This is a genomic window from Streptomyces sp. NBC_00425, assembly GCF_036030735.1.
Classification (GTDB): domain Bacteria; phylum Actinomycetota; class Actinomycetes; order Streptomycetales; family Streptomycetaceae; genus Streptomyces.
On record NZ_CP107928.1, the window covers coordinates 6220270 to 6237180 of the forward strand.

19 protein-coding genes and 2 tRNA genes are annotated in these 16911 nt (G+C 71.3%); 12 read left to right on the forward strand and 9 right to left on the reverse strand.

Going from position 1 to position 16911, the window contains the following annotated elements; genetic code table 11:
* Positions 1-34: 34 nt before the first annotated feature.
* Positions 35-1138 (reverse strand): hypothetical protein, encoded by a 1104-nt coding sequence (locus tag OHS82_RS27170; protein WP_057574591.1) that lies wholly within the window; start codon positions 1136-1138, stop codon positions 35-37.
* A 239-nt stretch (positions 1139-1377) separates the two neighbouring features.
* On the opposite strand from OHS82_RS27170, the gene chpG reads away from it, so the two are divergent.
* From chpG to OHS82_RS27210, 8 genes are all read left to right on the forward strand, one after another.
* Positions 1378-1617 (forward strand): chaplin ChpG, encoded by a 240-nt coding sequence (chpG, locus tag OHS82_RS27175; RefSeq protein ID WP_057574592.1) that lies wholly within the window; start codon positions 1378-1380, stop codon positions 1615-1617.
* Between the two features lie 266 nt (positions 1618-1883).
* The gene (locus tag OHS82_RS27180; protein WP_328434708.1) at positions 1884-2822 is read left to right on the forward strand and encodes a hypothetical protein; all 939 of its coding nucleotides are present in this window, start codon (positions 1884-1886) and stop codon (positions 2820-2822) included.
* A gap of 207 nt (positions 2823-3029) precedes the next feature.
* On the forward strand, positions 3030-3317 hold the full coding sequence (locus OHS82_RS27185) for a hypothetical protein (protein ID WP_057574593.1): 288 nt from the start codon (positions 3030-3032) through the stop codon (positions 3315-3317).
* Positions 3318-3487: 170 nt separating this feature from the next.
* Positions 3488-3988, forward strand: a complete 501-nt coding sequence (locus tag OHS82_RS27190) for a DUF5949 family protein (protein WP_057574594.1) — start codon at positions 3488-3490, stop codon at positions 3986-3988.
* Positions 3988-4584 carry a vitamin K epoxide reductase family protein gene (locus tag OHS82_RS27195; protein ID WP_057574595.1) on the forward strand — a complete coding sequence of 199 codons (597 nt, stop codon included), beginning with the start codon at positions 3988-3990 and terminating at the stop codon, positions 4582-4584. Before OHS82_RS27190 ends, OHS82_RS27195 begins: the two co-directional genes overlap by 1 nt.
* Before the next feature lie 124 nt (positions 4585-4708).
* Positions 4709-5230, forward strand: coding sequence for a hypothetical protein (locus OHS82_RS27200; RefSeq protein ID WP_057574596.1), 522 nt, complete (start codon positions 4709-4711; stop codon positions 5228-5230).
* A 306-nt stretch (positions 5231-5536) separates the two neighbouring features.
* Positions 5537-6025: a tyrosinase family oxidase copper chaperone gene (locus tag OHS82_RS27205; protein ID WP_057574597.1), complete on the forward strand. Its 489-nt coding sequence runs from the start codon at positions 5537-5539 to the stop codon at positions 6023-6025.
* Positions 6009-6875 (forward strand): tyrosinase family protein, encoded by an 867-nt coding sequence (locus OHS82_RS27210; protein ID WP_057574598.1) that lies wholly within the window; start codon positions 6009-6011, stop codon positions 6873-6875. Before OHS82_RS27205 ends, OHS82_RS27210 begins: the two co-directional genes overlap by 17 nt.
* A gap of 147 nt (positions 6876-7022) precedes the next feature.
* On the opposite strand, the gene OHS82_RS27215 is transcribed toward OHS82_RS27210, so the two are convergent.
* From OHS82_RS27215 to OHS82_RS27230, 4 genes are all read right to left on the reverse strand, one after another.
* Complete coding sequence (locus tag OHS82_RS27215; RefSeq protein ID WP_057574599.1) at positions 7023-7343, reverse strand: chaplin; 321 nt, start codon at positions 7341-7343, stop codon at positions 7023-7025.
* A gap of 147 nt (positions 7344-7490) precedes the next feature.
* On the reverse strand, positions 7491-7766 hold the full coding sequence (locus OHS82_RS27220) for an acyl carrier protein (protein ID WP_057574600.1): 276 nt from the start codon (positions 7764-7766) through the stop codon (positions 7491-7493).
* Positions 7763-8860 (reverse strand): HAD-IIIC family phosphatase, encoded by a 1098-nt coding sequence (locus OHS82_RS27225; protein ID WP_328434709.1) that lies wholly within the window; start codon positions 8858-8860, stop codon positions 7763-7765. The genes OHS82_RS27220 and OHS82_RS27225 overlap by 4 nt, the downstream gene beginning before the upstream one ends.
* Positions 8857-10698, reverse strand: coding sequence for a GNAT family N-acetyltransferase (locus tag OHS82_RS27230; protein ID WP_328434710.1), 1842 nt, complete (start codon positions 10696-10698; stop codon positions 8857-8859). Before OHS82_RS27230 ends, OHS82_RS27225 begins: the two co-directional genes overlap by 4 nt.
* A gap of 440 nt (positions 10699-11138) precedes the next feature.
* Here OHS82_RS27230 and OHS82_RS27235 point away from each other — a divergent pair, with 440 nt between their 5' ends.
* Both OHS82_RS27235 and OHS82_RS27240 read left to right on the forward strand, forming a co-directional pair.
* Positions 11139-11519 (forward strand): S-adenosylmethionine decarboxylase family protein, encoded by a 381-nt coding sequence (locus OHS82_RS27235; RefSeq protein ID WP_057574603.1) that lies wholly within the window; start codon positions 11139-11141, stop codon positions 11517-11519.
* Positions 11520-11548: 29 nt separating this feature from the next.
* Complete coding sequence (locus OHS82_RS27240; RefSeq protein ID WP_328434711.1) at positions 11549-12373, forward strand: 4'-phosphopantetheinyl transferase family protein; 825 nt, start codon at positions 11549-11551, stop codon at positions 12371-12373.
* Between the two features lie 27 nt (positions 12374-12400).
* On the opposite strand, the gene OHS82_RS27245 is transcribed toward OHS82_RS27240, so the two are convergent.
* The gene (locus OHS82_RS27245; protein ID WP_328434712.1) at positions 12401-13030 is read right to left on the reverse strand and encodes a hypothetical protein; all 630 of its coding nucleotides are present in this window, start codon (positions 13028-13030) and stop codon (positions 12401-12403) included.
* 879 nt (positions 13031-13909) lie between these two features.
* Between OHS82_RS27245 and OHS82_RS27255 the strand changes: the two genes are divergently transcribed.
* Positions 13910-14362, forward strand: a complete 453-nt coding sequence (locus OHS82_RS27255) for a hypothetical protein (protein WP_328434713.1) — start codon at positions 13910-13912, stop codon at positions 14360-14362.
* Positions 14363-14546: 184 nt separating this feature from the next.
* On the opposite strand, the gene OHS82_RS27260 is transcribed toward OHS82_RS27255, so the two are convergent.
* Together OHS82_RS27260 and OHS82_RS27265 are read right to left on the reverse strand one after the other, a co-directional pair.
* Positions 14547-14834, reverse strand: coding sequence for a hypothetical protein (locus OHS82_RS27260; RefSeq protein WP_057574607.1), 288 nt, complete (start codon positions 14832-14834; stop codon positions 14547-14549).
* 698 nt (positions 14835-15532) lie between these two features.
* A complete protein-coding gene (locus OHS82_RS27265; protein ID WP_328434714.1) occupies positions 15533-16000 on the reverse strand; it encodes a DUF6083 domain-containing protein in 468 nt (155 codons plus the stop codon).
* Positions 16001-16181: 181 nt separating this feature from the next.
* Between OHS82_RS27265 and OHS82_RS27270 the strand changes: the two genes are divergently transcribed.
* Positions 16182-16266 (forward strand) — tRNA-OTHER (locus tag OHS82_RS27270).
* 293 nt (positions 16267-16559) lie between these two features.
* On the opposite strand, the gene OHS82_RS27275 is transcribed toward OHS82_RS27270, so the two are convergent.
* Positions 16560-16632 (reverse strand) — tRNA-Arg (locus tag OHS82_RS27275).
* Between the last annotated feature and the right edge of the window lie 279 nt (positions 16633-16911).

A 16911-nucleotide genomic window follows, 5' to 3' on the forward strand; every position in this document is an offset into this window, starting at 1 on the left:
ACGGTGGCGCTCGGGACTGCGGGAACGCGCCTGATTACTTCTTCCGTGTGTCGACGGCTACGAAGAGCGCCCCGGCCCACGCCGCGTCCCGGTGAGAAACGAGCCGAACGGCCAGCTGGTCACCGCCGTGCCGCAAACCCCTGCGGAGATCGAACACGTCGGAGTCGTAGCCGAGCGTGTTGACGTACGCCGGTACACGCGCCGCCGGAGCCTCCCCCGGCTCGCTGATCGTGGAGTTCAACACATCGTCAGATGGATTGACCGGGTCGGTGAGCGCGACGGCCGGCCGACCACCGGTCGAGAACATGAGCGAATCACCCGAACGGCCGCGGTCGCCGTCGTAGGCCACGAGCCCGGCCCGGCCGCCCGCACCGGGCGCGATGTCCAGCCCGCGCAGCCGGATCTCCTTGCCCGCCGGGGAGCCGAGGGTGTCGAAGCCGTCCCACACCGACAGGTCGCGCAGCGGCTCGGCAGGGTTCCGGTACGCCACCACCAGCGTCCAGCCGCCCCACGCCCCGGTCGTCGAACGACCCATGGCCACGTTCACCTGGGCGACCGTGTAGAGGCCCTGGCCGCTCTGACGCACCAGCCGGGTGACGTCCGCGGAGGCCTGGAAGGCGTCGGCGCCCTGGGCCACCCGGTGGCCGACGACCGTGTCCGCGAGCACCGCCTTGTAGGCCCCGCCGGGCTCGGCGACGAGCACCCTCCCGTTGTCCTTGGGCGGCTTCTGCTCACCCACGCGCAGGTTGCCGCCCCAGTACAGGCGCGCGTACGTCACCTGTGCGCCCTTCGGCAGACGGACCTCTGCCCGGGAGGAGTTGTAGGTGTTCGGGTCGTCGTCGACGTCGACGTAGAACATGTCGAAGCCGTTGTTGACGCCTGCCCCGCCCTGGCGGACGGCGGGGCAGGAGGGGACCGCGCGGACCGCCGGAGCGGCCCGGCAGCTGATGGCCGCGTTGGCCGCACGGACGATCCCGCCGTGCTGCGTGGCGTGGTAGCGCTGCTGGAAGGCGAGGCTCTTCGCCTCCGTGGCGGGCGGCGCGCCGGCCGCAAGGGCGCCGGACGGAGCCCAGAGCGAGGCGAGGGCGAGGACGCCGACCGTCGCGCGGCGCAACAGCGGACCCAGGGAATTGCGCATGACCGGCAGTGGCCTTTCGTGCGATTTGCTTGCTATAGGCGTGCGGCAGATGGGGCGCAACTCTAACTTCTGTCCGGATTAATCCGTAGAAACAGGACAAGTGTGTCGGAATGGTGAAGCGCAGCCTCCGGTGACATCACTCTTTTGGCGGCACATCCCCCGCCGCTCCCGCGCGTTGACCTCAGCGCCGGGCATCCCCGCCCAGGTGTTTGTGTCAAAACCCCAAGGAGCACCTCTCCATGTCGCGTATCGCGAAGGGCCTGGCCCTGACCTCCGTTGCCGCCGCGGCCGTCGTCGGCGCCTCCGGCATCGCCGCAGCCGACAGTGGCGCGAACGCCGTCGCCGCGCACTCCCCGGGCGTGCTGTCGGGCAACGTCGTCCAGGTTCCCGTCCACATCCCGGTCAACATCTGCGGCAACACGATCAACGTGGTCGGTCTGCTGAACCCGGCGTTCGGCAACACCTGCATCAACGACTGACGTCACCTCGTCCCGAGGTCACGACACGTCATCCGTCGAACGGCCGCCCTCCCGCCAGGAGGGCGGCCGTTCGCGTTTGCGAAAGGTGATGCCCCGAACGGGCGGAAGGGCCGCGACACGCTCGGCAGGCCTTGACAGGCCTTCCACCTGCGGCGAAGCGGGCGAGCCGGGCCGTCGACGGTCACGGTGCGCATTCGTTCTGTTGCGGAGTGCGACACCTGTTCGCACGGTGGGGACGACACCCGACGCAATCGAAAGGATTTCCCATGCGTGGTCTGCCCGTACGGCGTATCGCTTCCACCGCTCTGTGCGCCTCCCTCGTCCTCGGCGTCGCCGCCCCCGCCGCCATGGCGGCCGACCGAGCCGCGACCCGTGAGCGCGTCGCCGCGGCGTCGGATGCGCCCGTCCCCGGCGCCGCCGCGCTGCTCGCCCAGGTCGAGGGCCTCGGCCGTCTCGGCTCCGTGGTCACCCCTGTCACCGACCTGCTCAGAACCGTCCTCAAGGCCGAGGACGGTCAACTCACCGCCGATCAGGCGACCCAGCTCGCCGAAGCCGTCAAGTCGGGCGTAGCGAAGATCACCGCGACGGCGGGGACGACCGCGCCGGCCCTGCCCGCCGACCCGGCGGCCGCGGTCCCAGCCGCTCCCGCGGTCCCGGCCGCTCCCGCGGTCCCGGCCGCTCACGCGGTCCCGGCCGCTCCCGCGGTCCCGGCCGCTCACGCGGTCCCGGCCGCTCCCGCGGTCCCGGCCGCTCCCGCGGTCCCGGCCGCTCCCGCGGTCCCGGCCGCTTCGGGGGCCGCGGTCTCCGCGCCGGCCGCGGTCGTCGCCGCCGCAAAGCCGAAGGCGGCCGCCGACCCGGTGTCCGACGCCCTCGCCGCCCTGCAGAAGGCCGTCGACAACCTGCTCACGGCGGCGACCTCGCTCGACGTCGGCAACGTCGTGTCGGCGGTCACCGGTGTCGTGGACGGCCTGCTCGACCTGCTGGCCGGGACGCTGGCCGGGCTCGGCCTGACCCTGCCCGCCCTCCCGGCGGAGGCGCCCGCCGCGCCGGTGGAGACGCCCGCGCTCCCGGCGGAGGCGCCCGCCGCGCCGGCCGCCCCGCTGCCCGCGGCCCCGGTTCTGCCGCCCGCTCCGGTTCTGCCGCCCGCTCCGGCTCTGTCCGTGGAGCCCGCGGCTCCGGCGGCGCCCGTGCTGCCTGTCGGCTGACGGCCGCCGCACGGCCGTTGTCCGCACGGGCGGTTCCCGGCCCGGCGGTTCTCCGCAGATCCGCACCCCGGCTCCGAAAGGCCGCCGGGGTGCGGAAATTCTGCGCACACGGTTTCCGCACCGGACGGGGCTCGTTAGGCACGGCGTCAGAATTTCCCCTGGTGACCTGCCGTGCCGAGTCGCAGAGTCGCCGACGAAAGGAATCCGATGAAGTCCCTGAAGGCCGCCGTCGTCGTCGCCGGATCCGTGGTTCTCGCCGGTGTCGCCGCGCCCGCGTTCGCGACCCCCGCCGACCTCACGCCCACGAGCCTCAACGGCGCCGTGGACACTCTCGCCAGGGGGCCGATCGACCTGAAGGACGCGCTGCCGCTGCAGCACCAGTCCGACGCGCTCGACACCGAGAACAAGGGCTCCGTCCTCCACACCGTGAACGGCGCCGCCGAGGCCCTCAACACCCACAACCCGCTCCTCGGCGGACTGCCGCTGCAGGGCTGAGACGCCCGCCGCCGCAGGGCCGGTCCCCGTCACCGACGGGACCGGCCCCGCGCGCTGTTCGAGGCCTGTATAGCGGCGCGTCCCTCGTTCGTGTGGAGCAACGCACCGGCGTCCCCCGGTCGGGTGAGAACGCGTCCTGCGGCCCCGCGGCACGCCGATAAGGTCGCGCGGTGACCTCAACCCCCAGCGCAACCCGGCCCTTCCGCGTGACCGACCTGGGCACCCTCGTCGTGATGCCGTGGAGCGGCGAGGCTCCCGACGGCAGCGACATGCCCTACCTCCTCGCGTACTCCCTCGGCGACACCGCGGAGGGCCCCGAGGGGACGGCCCTCGCCGTCGCGCGACTGCTCGGCGACCACGGCATGCCCGTCGGCGGCGGCGTCGTCGACGGCACCGAGCGGCCGAGCCTGCCGTTCAGCCTGCTGGTCGAGTCCGGCGCGGCCGTCCTGAACATGCCGGGCCTCAACGCCCAGTGCATGCCGCCGCGGGAGTGGCTCGCGGCCGTCGAACAGCGCGGCTACGCCTACCTCGTCCTCACCTGCCGCGCCTGGCCGGAGGCCACCCCGGGACAGGCCGTCACGCCCGAGGCGCTGGCCGCGTTCGCGGGCGCCGAGGAGACCCTGACGGCGGCGGCGCACATCGTCCTGCCCGCCCGCCGCCTGCGCGGCTGATGAGGCCGCCGCAGCCGACGGCCGTGGGCGGCGGACGCGCGTTCGCCCTGCTGCTCGTCCTGACCGGCGCGGCCGGGCTGCTGGCGTCCTGGGTCATCACCCTCGACGAGTTCACACTGCTGGAGGACCCCGGATTCACTCCGGGGTGCAGCCTGAACCCCGTCGTCTCCTGCGGCAGCGTCATGCGGAGCGAGCAGGCCTCGGTGTTCGGGTTCCCCAACCCGATGCTCGGCCTGGTGGCCTACGGCGTGGTCGTGTGCGTCGGCATGAGCCTGCTCGCCCGGGCCGCCTTCCCGCGCTGGTACTGGCTGACCTTCACCGCCGGCTGCCTGTTCGGCGTGGGATTCGTGTCCTGGCTGCAGTTCGAGTCGCTGTACCGGATCAACGCGCTGTGTCTGTGGTGCTGTCTGGCGTGGGTCGCCACGATCCTCGCGTTCTGGTACGCCGTCTCGTTCGACGTGCGGCACGGATTCCTGCCCGCCCCGGCCGGGGTGCGGACGTTCTTCGCCGAGTTCACCTGGGTGCTGCCGCTGCTGCACATCGGAGCGGTCGGGATGCTGATCCTGACCCGGTGGTGGAGTTTCTGGACCGGCTGACCGGTATGGCGGTAGCACTACTACGGCAGTCGGGGGATTTGTGAACTGATGCCGTTTTCCGGCTCGTTACCCGGTACGGACACAAGGCCTCCCCGCTCTCCTGTCGAAAGGGACCGTACCCGAGATGAAGTCGACCACCCGAGGAACCCTCGCCGCAGTGATCACCTGCGTGGCCGCCGCCGCAGGCGCCGCCGTCTCCGTGACCCCTGCCGCCGCGATCGGCACGGTCCCCGTCCCGGTACCGCTGGACGGCGTCGAGAAGTCCCTCAACGTGGAACTGCCCACGGTCGGCGGCGAGATCCCCCTGCCGACGCCGGGTGCGCCCGAGGGACCGCGCTTCGTCGAGGGCCGGCTCATCCCGGACCGGGTCGTTCCGCAGCTGCCCGTCGCCGCCGGACTGCCGGGCCTCGGCCTGCGCGCGCCCCTGCCGGAGGTCCTCGGAGCCGACTTCAACCACGTCGGCCTCGCCGCCCCCGCCTCCGACCTCCGCACGCAGGGCCCGGGCCTGGCGCTGGACGCCCCGCTCACCGCGCCCAACCCCGACCGCTTCGGTCTGCCGGACCTCCAGGTGCCCCAGGTCGGCGTGATCACCCCCGTGCTGCAGGCGGTGCCCGGCGCGGACCTCGGCCTGGGCGAGGGGCTGTAGACGGGCCGTTCCCACGAACCGCCGACGAACCGCTGACGGACCACCGGCGGATCGCTGACGGACCGCGGACGAACCGCTGAGAGACCACTGACGACCGACCACCGACGAGACCGCTGAGAGACCACCGACGAACCGCCACGACCACGGGCCCGGACACCTCGTCCCGTGCCCGTCGCCGTGCCCGTCGCCACACCGCGGCGGGCCGATCGAGCGCTGGGCGGTGACCAGTCGGGCCACCGGACGGTTACCCCCACGAAGGAAGCCACCGGACCACGGGGACGAGCGGACCCGGACGAGGAGCACACCATGGCCGTCAGCGCCGACGCAGTACCCCTGACCGCGCCGCCGGCGGGCCCGGCGAGACCCGCCACGGCGCGCGGCACACGACGACGCGACCTGCTGCGCGCTCTGCTCGGCGCGTCCGCCGCCCTCGCGATCGTCCCCGTCGTCACCGCCACCCGGCCGCGCGGCCCGGCGGACGGCGGCCCCGCGGACACCTCGTTCGACGAGACCTACCGGGGACGGCACATCCGGGGGCTCCTCACCACGGCGGGGACCGCGGGCGCGGGCCACGCCCAGTGGACGGTCACGGTCGACGGCCGTCCGCTGCACCTCATGCGCCGCGCCGACGGCACCTGGCTGAGCATGGTCGACCACTACCGCTCGTACGCCACCCCGCTGGAGGCGGCCCGGGCCGCCGTCGACGAACTCGGCCCCGGACAGCGGCTGCGCGAGGCGGGCCCGGCACACCACGACGACACGCACATGGGGGGACACCATGGCCTACATCCGTAAGGACGTCAGCACGCTCACCGCCGCCGAACGGCGGCGCTTCGTGAACGCGCTGCTCGAGATCAAACGGAAGGGGGAGTACGACGAGTTCGTGCGCATGCACATCGACCACTACGTCGCGGACGGCGAAGGCGGCCTGCGCAGCGCCCATATGGCGCCCTCCTTCCTGCCCTGGCACCGCCGGTTCCTGCTCGACCTGGAGGAGGCGCTGCGCCGGGTCGACTCCTCGGTGACGGTGCCCTACTGGGACTGGACGCGCCGGCGCACCGCGACCGCCGCGCCCTGGACGGCGGACCTGCTGGGCGGCAACGGGCGGCGCTCCGACCACCGGGTGACCACCGGACCGTTCGCCTACGCCACCGGTGACTGGACGCTCAAGGAGAACGTCACCGACGGAAAGTTCCTCACCCGGGACCTGGGCCGGGCCGCCGCCCCGATCGACCTGCCCACCGCCGCCGACGTGGAGTGGGCGCTGAAGGACCCGGTCTACGACGTCTCGCCCTACGACTCGACCCTCACCCGGGGCTTCCGCAACAAGCTGGAGGGATGGGGGACCGGCTCGGGCAGCGCCGCCTGGCGAAACCACAACCGGGTGCACCGCTGGGTCGGCGGGGTCATGCTGGGCGGCGCCTCCGTCAACGACCCCGTCTTCTGGCTGCACCACGCCTTCGTCGACCTGCTGTGGACCCGCTGGCAGAGCCGCCACCGCGACCACCGCTATCTGCCGGCCGAACCGCCGGGGCCGACCAGCGGCCAGTACCGACGGGTCGTCGCCCGCCGGGAGAAGCTGCCGCCGTGGGACGTGACGCCGGATCAGCTGGAGGACGTGTCCCGGACCTACCGGTACGCCTGACCCCGGCACGGGCGCCCGCGGAGGGGGAGTCGGGGCACGGCGGTCAGGACAGGGGGAGAGCCCCGGCGCTCGAGGTGCCGGGGCTCTCCTGGTGGTGCATCCGGTGCGTACGACCGGGGTGTACGCGCGGAGCGTACGGACGACTGCTCAGCCGCCGTAACCGCTGCCGCCGTGGCCGTGGCCGTGGTCGTGGCCGTGCTTGTCGCCGCCGTCCTTGCCGTGGTCGCCGCCGACGTTGGCGCAGGTGTTGCCGAAGGCCGGGTTCAGCAGGCCGATGACGCTGATGGTGTTGCCGCAGACGTTGACCGGGATGTTGACCGGAACCTGGACGACGTTGCCCGACACGACACCCGGCGAGCCCACGGCCGCGCCCTGCGCACCCGCGTCCGCCATGGCCAGGCCGGCTCCGCTGACCACCACGGCGCTGGTGCCGAGGGCAACAGCGGCGACCTTCGCGATGCGAGACATCACGTTCTCCTTAAGTGATTCGGTACGTGCGGCAGCAGGGGGCGCCGCCGCACGCCCCGTTCAACGCCGCCGCCGCCGACCGGTCACGGGGCGTCCGTACGGATCACCCTTTTTGAACCGGGAGTAGTGCAGACGGGTGGCCGGCCACTACGACCGCAGACACGCCGCCACGAAGTCGGCCAGGGTCGCGATGGACTGCAGACTGTCCAGGCTGAGGTCCAGTGCGGCCACGTCGACGCCGTAACGCCGGTCGATCGCGCCCAGCAGGGCGACGCCGGCCAACGAGGTGAGGCCGATGCGCGGACCGAACAGGTCGGCGTCGGCGGGGAGTTCCGCGACGAAGGTCTCGTCGAGTCGGGCGGCCTCGGCGATCATCGAACGGATCTCCCGTTCCACCGCGGCCCGGTCCGGGGTGTCGCTCACGCCTCTGTGTCCTCTCGGTCGGATACGTGCAGCCATGCGGGCGGCTCGGGCAGGTCGCCGTGCAGGGACCTGCCGAGAACCGCACCCGCGGCGCCGGCGGCCGCACCCACGGCTGCGTCGGTGGTGTCGTCCGTGCGGCGCAGGCCCGCCTGGCGGAGCAGGATGCGCATCTCGAGGTTGGCGTCCGTCGGGCGCAGCGTCACCCGGAACTCCTCGGCGCCGGCCGCGCGCGAGCGCTCCATCAGCCGGAACAGGAAGGCCGCCGCCGCGCCTCGTCCGGCCACCCGGCAGGAGAGGGCCAGCAGCGGCACGGAACGGACGGCGGGAGCGGTGCCGTCGACGAGGGCGGCGCCGATGACGCCGTAGTCGCCGAAACGGTCCGTCATGGCGGCCGTGAACAGGTGGTGTCCCGCCGAGCCGGCCAGCTCGCGCAGCCGGTCGGGGGTGAGGCCGGAGGAGTTCAGCCGGTGCGTGCGCGCGGCGAGTTCCAGCGCGCGCGGGATCTCCTCGGGTGTGGCGGCGCCGACGGTCAGGCGCATACCGCACCAGCGCAGGAACTCCTCGCGGGTGCCCTGGAAGCGTTCGGCCTCGGCCCGGCGGGTCTCCTCGGTGCGGTAGCGGTGCACGCGCGCGCGGGACTCCGGCGTCTCCTCCCGGCCCTCGAAGGCGGCCAGCAGGGCGGGGACCTCCGCGGGGTCGAGGGTGCGCACACCCGGCAGCAGGGCCTCGACCTCGGCACGCTCGTAGGGCGAGTCGTCGACCAGGAGCAGGGCCTCCACGGCGATGCCGAGGTCCTTCGCGATCGCGCGCAGCGACTCGCTCTTGTCCTGCCAGGAGACCTGCGGGGCGAGGAAGCGCGCCCGCAGGTCGGGCACGCCCTCCAGCCGGCCGAGCACCGAGGGGGCGCTGCGGCTGGCGATGCTGCTCAGCACACCGCGGGCCGCCAGCGCGTCGATCGCGGCGAGCATCCGGGGTCGGGGCACGGGCAGTGCGTCGGTGGCCGACTCGACGGCGATCTCGTCCCACAGCGTGCCGTCGAGGTCCCAGACGACGCACTTGACCCGGTCGGGGTCGAGGCCCTCCGTGCCGCTCACCGCACGCCGTCCTGCTCCGGCAGGAACAGCTTCATCGCCAGGCTGGTGGGGTCGAAGCCGAACTTGCGGTAGACCGTGCGCATCGGGACGTTGCCCACGTGCACCCGACCGACGACCTCGGTGATGCCGTTCGCCAGGCAGAACTCCAGGCCCGCCGTGAGCAGGAGTTCCGCGACGTCGCTGCGGTTGTCGACGGGGGACACCGCGAGGGAGCGGAAGTTGGCGTAGCGGTCGCCGGTCATCGCGTTCTGGTTGATGCTCACCCAGCACCAGCCGACGGGTTCCCCGCCCGGCCCGTGGGCGACGATCATGCCCTCCTTCGACTTCTCCATGGCGCGGCCGAGCCGGGCCGCCCATCGCTCGGGGTCGTCGATGGCGTCCTCGCCGAAGGAGACCCGGGCGATCTCGGCCTCGAACCGCCCGATCGCCGGCAGGTCGCGCTCGTCGGCCTGGCGGGTGACGTACGGCTGCGCCCGCTCGGCGAGGGCGGCCCGCTCGTCGTCGCCCGGGGCGCGCCAGCCGTGGACGCGTCCGGCGGTGGTCGCTGCGGCGGGGGTGGGCGTCGGAGCAGGGGCGGTGGCGGCAGGTGTGGGAGTGGGGGCCGTCACGGGGGCCTGGGCCGCTACGGACGTCGGGGCCGTCACGGGCGCCGGGGCGGGGGCCGTGTCCTGGGGCGCCGGGGGCGCCGGTTCCTCCGCGGGGACCAGGCGGCCGGGACGGAAGGGGCCCTTGCCGCAGGTCGGGCAGCCGTCGGCGCGCAGGGCGGCCACCGACGTCCAGCGGGCGCCGGGGCCGACGCGGATCCGGGCGTCGCACGCCGCGCAGGTGTACTCGCGCTGCCGGGTCCGCTTGTCGCCCGTGTAGAGGGGTCCGCTGAACTCGCCCAGGTGGGAGGGGGCCGTCGAGGTGGTCGTCAGGAGATGCTGGAAGAAGCCGACGCCGCCGAGGATGCCGCTGCCCTCGTACTCGTTGAAGTTGCGGATGTAGCCGTTGGTGACCAGGCCGAGCGCCATGATCTCCCGCTGCACCTCGAGCATCTCGTCCGGGCTCTTGCCGCCGAAGGAGAAGAAGACGCTGTGCGCCGGACCGGGCCGCAGGCCCTCCACGGCGCGGGAGAGGAAGAGCCGGGCGCCTTCCGGGGTGTACGGCGGGTCGGTCATGGCCACGTCGTGCTGCCCGTGCAGCGCGGCGGGCAGCGGCAGCCGCAGATCGTGCTGGACCGTCTCCACGCGCGTGCCGAGACCGGCCGCCGTCTTCTGGATGTGGTCGAGGATCTCCTGCGAGATGTCCACGACGGTGACCTGCTCGACGATCGGGCCGCCGAGCACGTCTCCCACCACGGCGACGGCGAGCGAGATCAGGTCGTCGTCCCCGATCAGCAGGAGCGAGCCGCCCGGCAGCGCGCCGGCCGTGAGGAGCGCGAGCACCCGGCGGACCTTGGTCTCGGCCGTGCAGTGCGACTGGTCGATCGCCATGTCGGCGGCGGGACCCGACTCCATCAGCGCGCGCAGCCGCCGCACGGCCTCGTCCAGCACGTCGGGGATGACCAGCTCGCGTCCGTCGCAGGCGCGGCAGGTGGCGTCGAGGACGAGGTCCATGCCGAGCCGGGCGACGAGCTCCTGACCGGCCTCGGTCAGCCGCGACGGGCGCTGCGTGGTGACGAGGCCGCGTCGGCGCAGCTCGTTCCCCAGCGCGGCGACGATCGGGACGGGCAGGCCGGTGGCCCGGCTGAGGTCCTTGGTGGAGGCGGGGGCCAGCCGGCGCAGGGCGCGCAGGACGGACCGCACTCCCGGCGGACCCTCCTGGAGCCGGACGGCTTCCGCGACTTCCGTGAGCACGGATTCGGCGGTGCTGCTCCCAGGGTGCCGACGCGCGTTGGTCACAATGCTGCTCCAGGCAAGCTGTTCGATCGATTGCGGGACCATCCAGTATACGGGCTGGTAGGCAGCCGACCGGACCCACTCCCACACTGCGGAAACAGTGCGGGATCGCGGTGCGAAAGGGGAATTCGAAGAATGGTTTCCGGTGTGTTCGGCAAGCGGTGCTGCGGTGATTTCGGATTGCTGCTTCACGGTTCACGGAAAGAATTCTGTAACCGTATCCGTAACGGCTTGCGAAACGGTCCGGGAGAATTGCTGCAGAAATGCCCTGAGCGCCCCCGGCCGCCCTTGACCGAGGGCGCGCGCGAGCCGTAGGGCATCCCGGATGCTACGCTGGGGGCCACCGAGCGCCTATGTGAAAGGAGACGGGGGAAGCTGTTCGTCACCCCCGGTTCCCCATGACCAACTCCACCGACCTCGCCACCGAGGGTATAAACGTCGACGATCTGTGCTCTTATGCGGTCGACGTATGGGTGAGCGATCACAGCATCCTGACCGACGAGGAGCGCCTCCTCCAGGTGCTGCGCACGGCCGCCGAAAAGGGAAACGCCACGGTTCTCGGTGAGGCGTCGCACGTTTTTCCGAACGGTGCCGTCACCGCTATTCTGCTCCTTTCCGCATCGCACCTGAGCATTCACACCTGGCCCGAATTCAGCCTGGCCAACGTGGATCTCCTCGCCTACGGCCGGCTGAACGGCGAGCGGATGATGCAGAGCGTGGAACTCGGCCTCTCGCCGACACGGATCAACGTGACGCGCATGCTGCGCGCCGTGCACTGACCCGTTCCTTTCCTTCCGGAACCGGGCCCGTGATCTCCGTGCAGGTCGCGTGGGCGCGCCTCGGTGACGCCCACGCCGATCTGCTGACGCTCCTCGATCCCGTGGAGCGAGGCCGTCACGACGAGACCGTGGCCCCCGCCGACCGGGCCCGCTTTCTCGCCGGCTGCGCCCTGAGCCGTCTGCTCCTGGGCGAGCTGCTCCACCTGCCCCCGGCCGACGTGCCGCTGCGCCGGGTGTGTCCCCGCTGCGGCGGACCGCACGGAAAGGTCCGGCTGGACCTGCCGGACGCCCCTGTGCCGTACGACTTCTCCGTGACCCACAGCGGCGCGGTCGTCGGCGTGGCGGTGTCCTCGGACGGATCCGTGGGCCTCGACGTCGAGGACGGCGAGGCGCCCGTCGATGTGGACGGCGCCGCACGGACCGCACTGTCCGGGACCGAGCTCGCCGCCCTGTACGCCCTTCCTCCCGCCGAGCGCCGCCTCGCCTTCCTGCGCGTCTGGACCAGGAAGGAAGCCGTCCTGAAGGCCCTCGGCGTGGGCCTGCGGATGCCGTTGCGCGCACTGAAGGTGTCGCCGCCGGCAGCGCCTCCGGCCGTGCTCGTCTGGCCGCCCCCGTCGGCCGCCCCTCCTGACCTGCGCGTTTCCAACCTGCGCCCGGCCGACCTGCGCATGGCGGACCTGCTCGTCGACGGCGTGCACCCTGCGACGGTGGCGATGGCGGTGACAGAGGCGACAGCGGTGACACAGGTGAAGGCGGCGACGGGGCTCGCGGCGCGCGGCGCGGTGAGCGGCCCGGGAGAGGTGCGGGTCGTCCCGCGCGACGGCTCGGCGATACTCGCCGCGCACAGCCGCTGAACGGCGGTGGCGCGGTCGCTTCGGCCGTCACGACCCTCCGGCGAACGGATTGCCGTGTCCGGGAAGCTGCCCGCCCGGCGGCACGTACCGCAGCCGACCGCCCCGGTCGGTCACCGGTGTGAACCCGGCGGCCTGGAGGCGGGCCGCGTGACGGGTTCGGTATCGGCGGCCGTGGACGAGCAGGACGGGCAGCAGAGCCATGAGCGCGGCCCACACGACGCCGACGACGACGAGTGCGACGGAGTCCGCGCGGAGCCTGAAGCCGATGGCCGCCGCGAACGCGGTCAGGGTGAACACCGCGAGCCCCATGCGCACCTTGTCGCTGTACTGACTTCCGCTGTCGACCACCATGCGGGCCTTGAGGATCTCGATCGCGTCGGGTACGACGGGCGGCAGCGAGACCCCGTCGCCCGCGCCCGGGTACCGCTCCCAATTGCGCGCAGCGCGCTGTCGGGCCTGCGGACCGGGGTCGGGCACGATGAACAGCGCGAACTTGTTGTCGTCGGTCAGCTGCACGTCCGCGTACGCGTACCCGAACTGCTCGGCGAAGAAGGCGAGTCGGGCGAGTCCCTCCCATGACGACATGGAGACGGTCAGCCGCACGGGCTCCCCGCTTGCCATGTTCCGCAGCATCTTCCGCACATGCTTCTTGCGCATCGCGCCCCCGTGTTCCTCAAAGTTCCGGCAGTCCGCCGCCAACGGCAGGCTCAGGTCGGGCTGGGCCGCCCATGCTCGCTGCGTCGCGGACGTGCGCGCCGCCTTCGACGGCATTCGGCGGAGAAGCGGGCGACGCGTATCGGCTGAAGCCGTCCGCCCGGGGTATCCGCCTGAACATGCTCGCTCTGATCGCCTACCGCTCCTACCACGGCGCAACAACCGTGTGGGCCTTCGTGGTTGCCACTCTCATCGTGCTGGTGGCGGGTTGGTACATCCGACGCCAAAGGTAAGTGCGCCCCCCCGTGGCCCCCGTGCCCCCGTCCCTCATCGCTGCATCAGAGCTCTCACCATCCGTTTCAGTTCGTGCCGAGGCGGTGGGCCGCGTCTGACGGGGACTGCACCTCAAGTCCGTGTCGCTGAACAGCGTACGAAGTCCGCCGAGTCGGTATCACGTATTGATCCGGCATATTGGACACGGCCAGACTGCCTGCTGTCGGCAACGAAGCCTGAGGGAGCGGCTCTGGGCCGGAGCTGCTGCTCAGGGGCGCTCCCGGATTCGCCGTACTCGGCCCTCCGCCGGCCGCGGTCCAGGAATCGGTCTGCGCCCGTCTGCCGGCACCGGACGAGTCATCGACTCTTCGAACCAACTCCGTCGCGCCAGTTCTGGCGATCACGCGTCTCGACCGACCTCGTCGGCCGAGTGGTTGAGGCGGCCTTCCTGGTCTTCCCAGGGGATCGAGCCGGCGCAGTCTTCACCACCCGCCACACGTCCGACGAGAGCAGACTGGTCCCATGGCCCCGCCGAATTCCCCGGGCGGGGCCCCAACCATGTCCGGCGTGGCACCATGCCCCTCCAGCACACCGTTTCATGGGGGACACATGCGTACCCGCGCCACCATCACACTCACCACCGCCCTGCTCGTCACCCTCGCCGCCTGTTCATCGTCCAGCGACGACAAAGCGGACGCCCCGAACAGCAGCCCCGCGACGGCCGCCGAGACGCCGACCGCCACCCCGACTCCGCCCGGCGCCGTCGAGTTGGAGCGCGTCGCGGGCACGTACGTGAACCTCTACTTCGGAGGGGTCGGGGAGGGGGCGTACGCCTTCCTGTCGAAGCGCTGTCGCGCCAAGGCAGACCCGGCCACGTACGCGGCCACCGTGGAGCAGGCCGCGAAGGACCACGGGCCCGACCACCCGCCGACGGACGTGCACGCGACGGTCTCAGGAGACAAGGGCCGCGTCTCGTACAAGGTAAAAGGCCTGCCGAAGTTCGACCAGCAGGGACAGCCGTGGACGGTTGAGGGCGACGCATGGAAGTACGACGCCTGTTGACCTCGCGCCACCCCGCGCTCCGGCAGCATTCGAACGTGTGACGTCCGCTTTCAGTAGTGCGATCCGAGTCCGCACTCGTTGCTGCCAACGGCTGGCGCCACGGCCGGACAGGGACGCTGGTGTACGCCTCCGTCCGCGCTGTTGATGTCAGCCGTAGATGTCGGAAGTCTGCAGCCCGGGCCCCCTACAGACCGCGCAGCGCCTCATACAGATCGGCGTAGGCTGCCCAACAGTCGATGCTGCCGTCGTCGTACAGGCTGCCCATGTACCAGTCGTCATCGTCAACAGGCTTCACGAGGCACAGGCTGTGGAACCCGAGAACGATCTCCGGGGGCAGGACCTCGTCAGGGGCTCCGGGGCGGGCTACCCACTTCACCGCCCGGTTTGCATCCAGGGCGACAGCCTCTTCGTCCCCGGATACGTCACGGATCTGCTGGAGAGACCATCCAGGGGGGAGCTGTGCGTCTGCCATCCACGGATGGTCTCACCCGCCAGATGTGAAGCACCGCTTTAGGAGCGAGGCTGGGTAATCATGGCTCTGACCTGCGGATTCCCTGCCTTGCGCGGATGCTGGGCGTGTGTGCCTTGCGTACCCTGATTCCCCGCTGCTCCCCGCTGCTCCCCGCTCGTTCTGGCACGAGAGTGGCACGGCCCGGAGACCGGGCCACGAATCCTCGATGCTGTATTTCGCTGTACTGCTCAGCACCTACGGTTCGAGCCCTGGCCCAGTTCGGCGCCGGTACTTCCACGCGCGAAGCTCAAGCCAGGTGACGCAACCTACGGACAAGGTGATCGCCGTTTCGATCGCCTGCCCCCAAGTCTCCGGGACCCACTTGTGTGCCGCGACTGCCACGAGGCCGAACCATGCGCTCAGCAGGAGATAGCCCCGAAGGCGGGTCCGCAGGCGGGCGTCCGGCCGTGCCAGGTGCACCATGGAGATCCCCCTCTCTGAAGCCGGAGGGTACAACGCGGCCGGGAGCGCGGTCGGCCGATCGCGCAGCCAGTTTGGAAGATCGCGTATGCGGACCGCGGGCTGAGCCGGCAAGTCGCTGACGGGCGGGTTCTCGGATCCCTCTCCGGTGTTCGCCGCCACTCCCCGCCGGTCGCTGCTCGATCGGGCACGCAGAGGGCACGGGGCCGGGCCGGGCCGCCTGCTCGCGGCCGTGTGATCTACGGCTCTCCCCACTCGGGGATGCACATCATGCGGTGAGCCGGCACGACGGGTTCGCTCGGTAGCGGATCGATTCCACGGACACGTACGGCCACAATATCCGTGGGGATGAGGGATCGCCCCGGAAGTCTCGTCACACGCCACCTGAATGCCTCTGGGACGTCTTTGGCGGGCAACTCCACCATGGCGAGACTGACCCATCGATCGTAGTTGGTGGGATATATGCGGACCAATGCTCCGCATTCTGCGCAAAGAGGGGGCTCGATCCATGTCACGTCGTCGGGGTCGGGATCCGGTCTGGGTGTGGCCGTGGCCCCATCGGCTTCGGCCATCTCGTTGGCGAGGGTGTTCCAGCACCCCTGGCAGTAGCTCGCCATGAGGCCGAACCGTCCGCGCTCACGCACGGCGTGGCCGGTCTCCCCGCAGCGATGGCATGCCGACTGGTCACGATCCTGAATCGCCCCCATGTGTTTGAGTGTGAGCGGACCTGACCGGATCCCAGTAGGTCGCGATTTGGCCGTATCCGGCGATCCAGGACGTAGGTGGCCAACCGTGCCCAGTGATGGGCTCGACTTGAGCCCGTGCCTTGAGGTGTCACCCCTGGCAAAGAGATGGGCTCGCCAGTCTCTGAGTCGGTACGATCTGCCTGTTCACGAGTCGTTTAGCGGCCCAAGACGTCGCGCTCGGGTTCGCCTCGACGCGGAAACCCCGGTTCGAATCCGGGCCGTGGCCACCCTCGCCACCTGCTCCAGCAGGGGCCGCCAGGTCGTAGTGGCCGAAGAAGTGACGGGCCGGGTCCCTGACCTGTGGCCATGTAATCGGTCAGCACTGCGACCGGCGACTTGGCTGTCGCCTCTCCCCCAAACTTCGGCACGTAGTCGACACAGCCACCCGCGAAAACCCGGTTACAGCCGGGCAGCCCCGGACCTTCCCCTTGGTCATCGGGGAGGGGCCGGGGCTTCGGCGTGTGGAGTGAAACTGCTCTGAGCAGCAAAAATGCCCTCCCGGAGGGAGGGCGGAGACTTGCGCCCCCGGCAGGACTCGAACCTGCGGCCAAGCGCTTAGAAGGCGCCTGCTCTATCCACTGAGCTACGGGGGCCGGTGTGGTGGCCTCGTACGTGCTGCCCGGGTGTGGGCTGATCCGTGACGTTGCCGGGGACAAGGATAGGGCTCCCGGTTCCTTGTCCTGGTTGCTTCGCCTCCGTGGCTCAATGTGGAGGTTCGGTGAAGCGGTCCTGATAATCGCAGGCAGGTACGAATCGTGCACCGCTTTTGGCGTCCCTGGCCACGGGTGTTGTGCACTCGTTATGCCTGCGCAGTGCCTCTGTCCCACTCGCGCCTTCCGTCCCTTGTGTCCTATCGGCGCGCAGACATGCCT

Bases quoted from the DNA above. Each gene is read 5' to 3' on its own strand.
- chpG (WP_057574592.1), top strand. From the start codon at position 1,378: ATGTCGCGTATCGCGAAGGGCCTGGCCCTGACCTCCGTTGCCGCCGCG.
- OHS82_RS27170 (WP_057574591.1), bottom strand. From the start codon at position 1,138: ATGCGCAATTCCCTGGGTCCGCTGTTGCGCCGCGCGACGGTCGGCGTC.
- OHS82_RS27215 (WP_057574599.1), bottom strand. From the start codon at position 7,343: ATGTCTCGCATCGCGAAGGTCGCCGCTGTTGCCCTCGGCACCAGCGCC.
- OHS82_RS27185 (WP_057574593.1), top strand. From the start codon at position 3,030: ATGAAGTCCCTGAAGGCCGCCGTCGTCGTCGCCGGATCCGTGGTTCTC.
- OHS82_RS27200 (WP_057574596.1), top strand. From the start codon at position 4,709: ATGAAGTCGACCACCCGAGGAACCCTCGCCGCAGTGATCACCTGCGTG.
- OHS82_RS27245 (WP_328434712.1), bottom strand. From the start codon at position 13,030: ATGCGCAAGAAGCATGTGCGGAAGATGCTGCGGAACATGGCAAGCGGG.
- OHS82_RS27210 (WP_057574598.1), top strand. From the start codon at position 6,009: ATGGCCTACATCCGTAAGGACGTCAGCACGCTCACCGCCGCCGAACGG.
- OHS82_RS27260 (WP_057574607.1), bottom strand. From the start codon at position 14,834: ATGGCAGACGCACAGCTCCCCCCTGGATGGTCTCTCCAGCAGATCCGT.
- OHS82_RS27180 (WP_328434708.1), top strand. From the start codon at position 1,884: ATGCGTGGTCTGCCCGTACGGCGTATCGCTTCCACCGCTCTGTGCGCC.
- OHS82_RS27235 (WP_057574603.1), top strand. From the start codon at position 11,139: ATGACCAACTCCACCGACCTCGCCACCGAGGGTATAAACGTCGACGAT.
- OHS82_RS27195 (WP_057574595.1), top strand. From the start codon at position 3,988: ATGAGGCCGCCGCAGCCGACGGCCGTGGGCGGCGGACGCGCGTTCGCC.
- OHS82_RS27255 (WP_328434713.1), top strand. From the start codon at position 13,910: ATGCGTACCCGCGCCACCATCACACTCACCACCGCCCTGCTCGTCACC.
- OHS82_RS27205 (WP_057574597.1), top strand. From the start codon at position 5,537: ATGGCCGTCAGCGCCGACGCAGTACCCCTGACCGCGCCGCCGGCGGGC.
- OHS82_RS27265 (WP_328434714.1), bottom strand. From the start codon at position 16,000: ATGGGGGCGATTCAGGATCGTGACCAGTCGGCATGCCATCGCTGCGGG.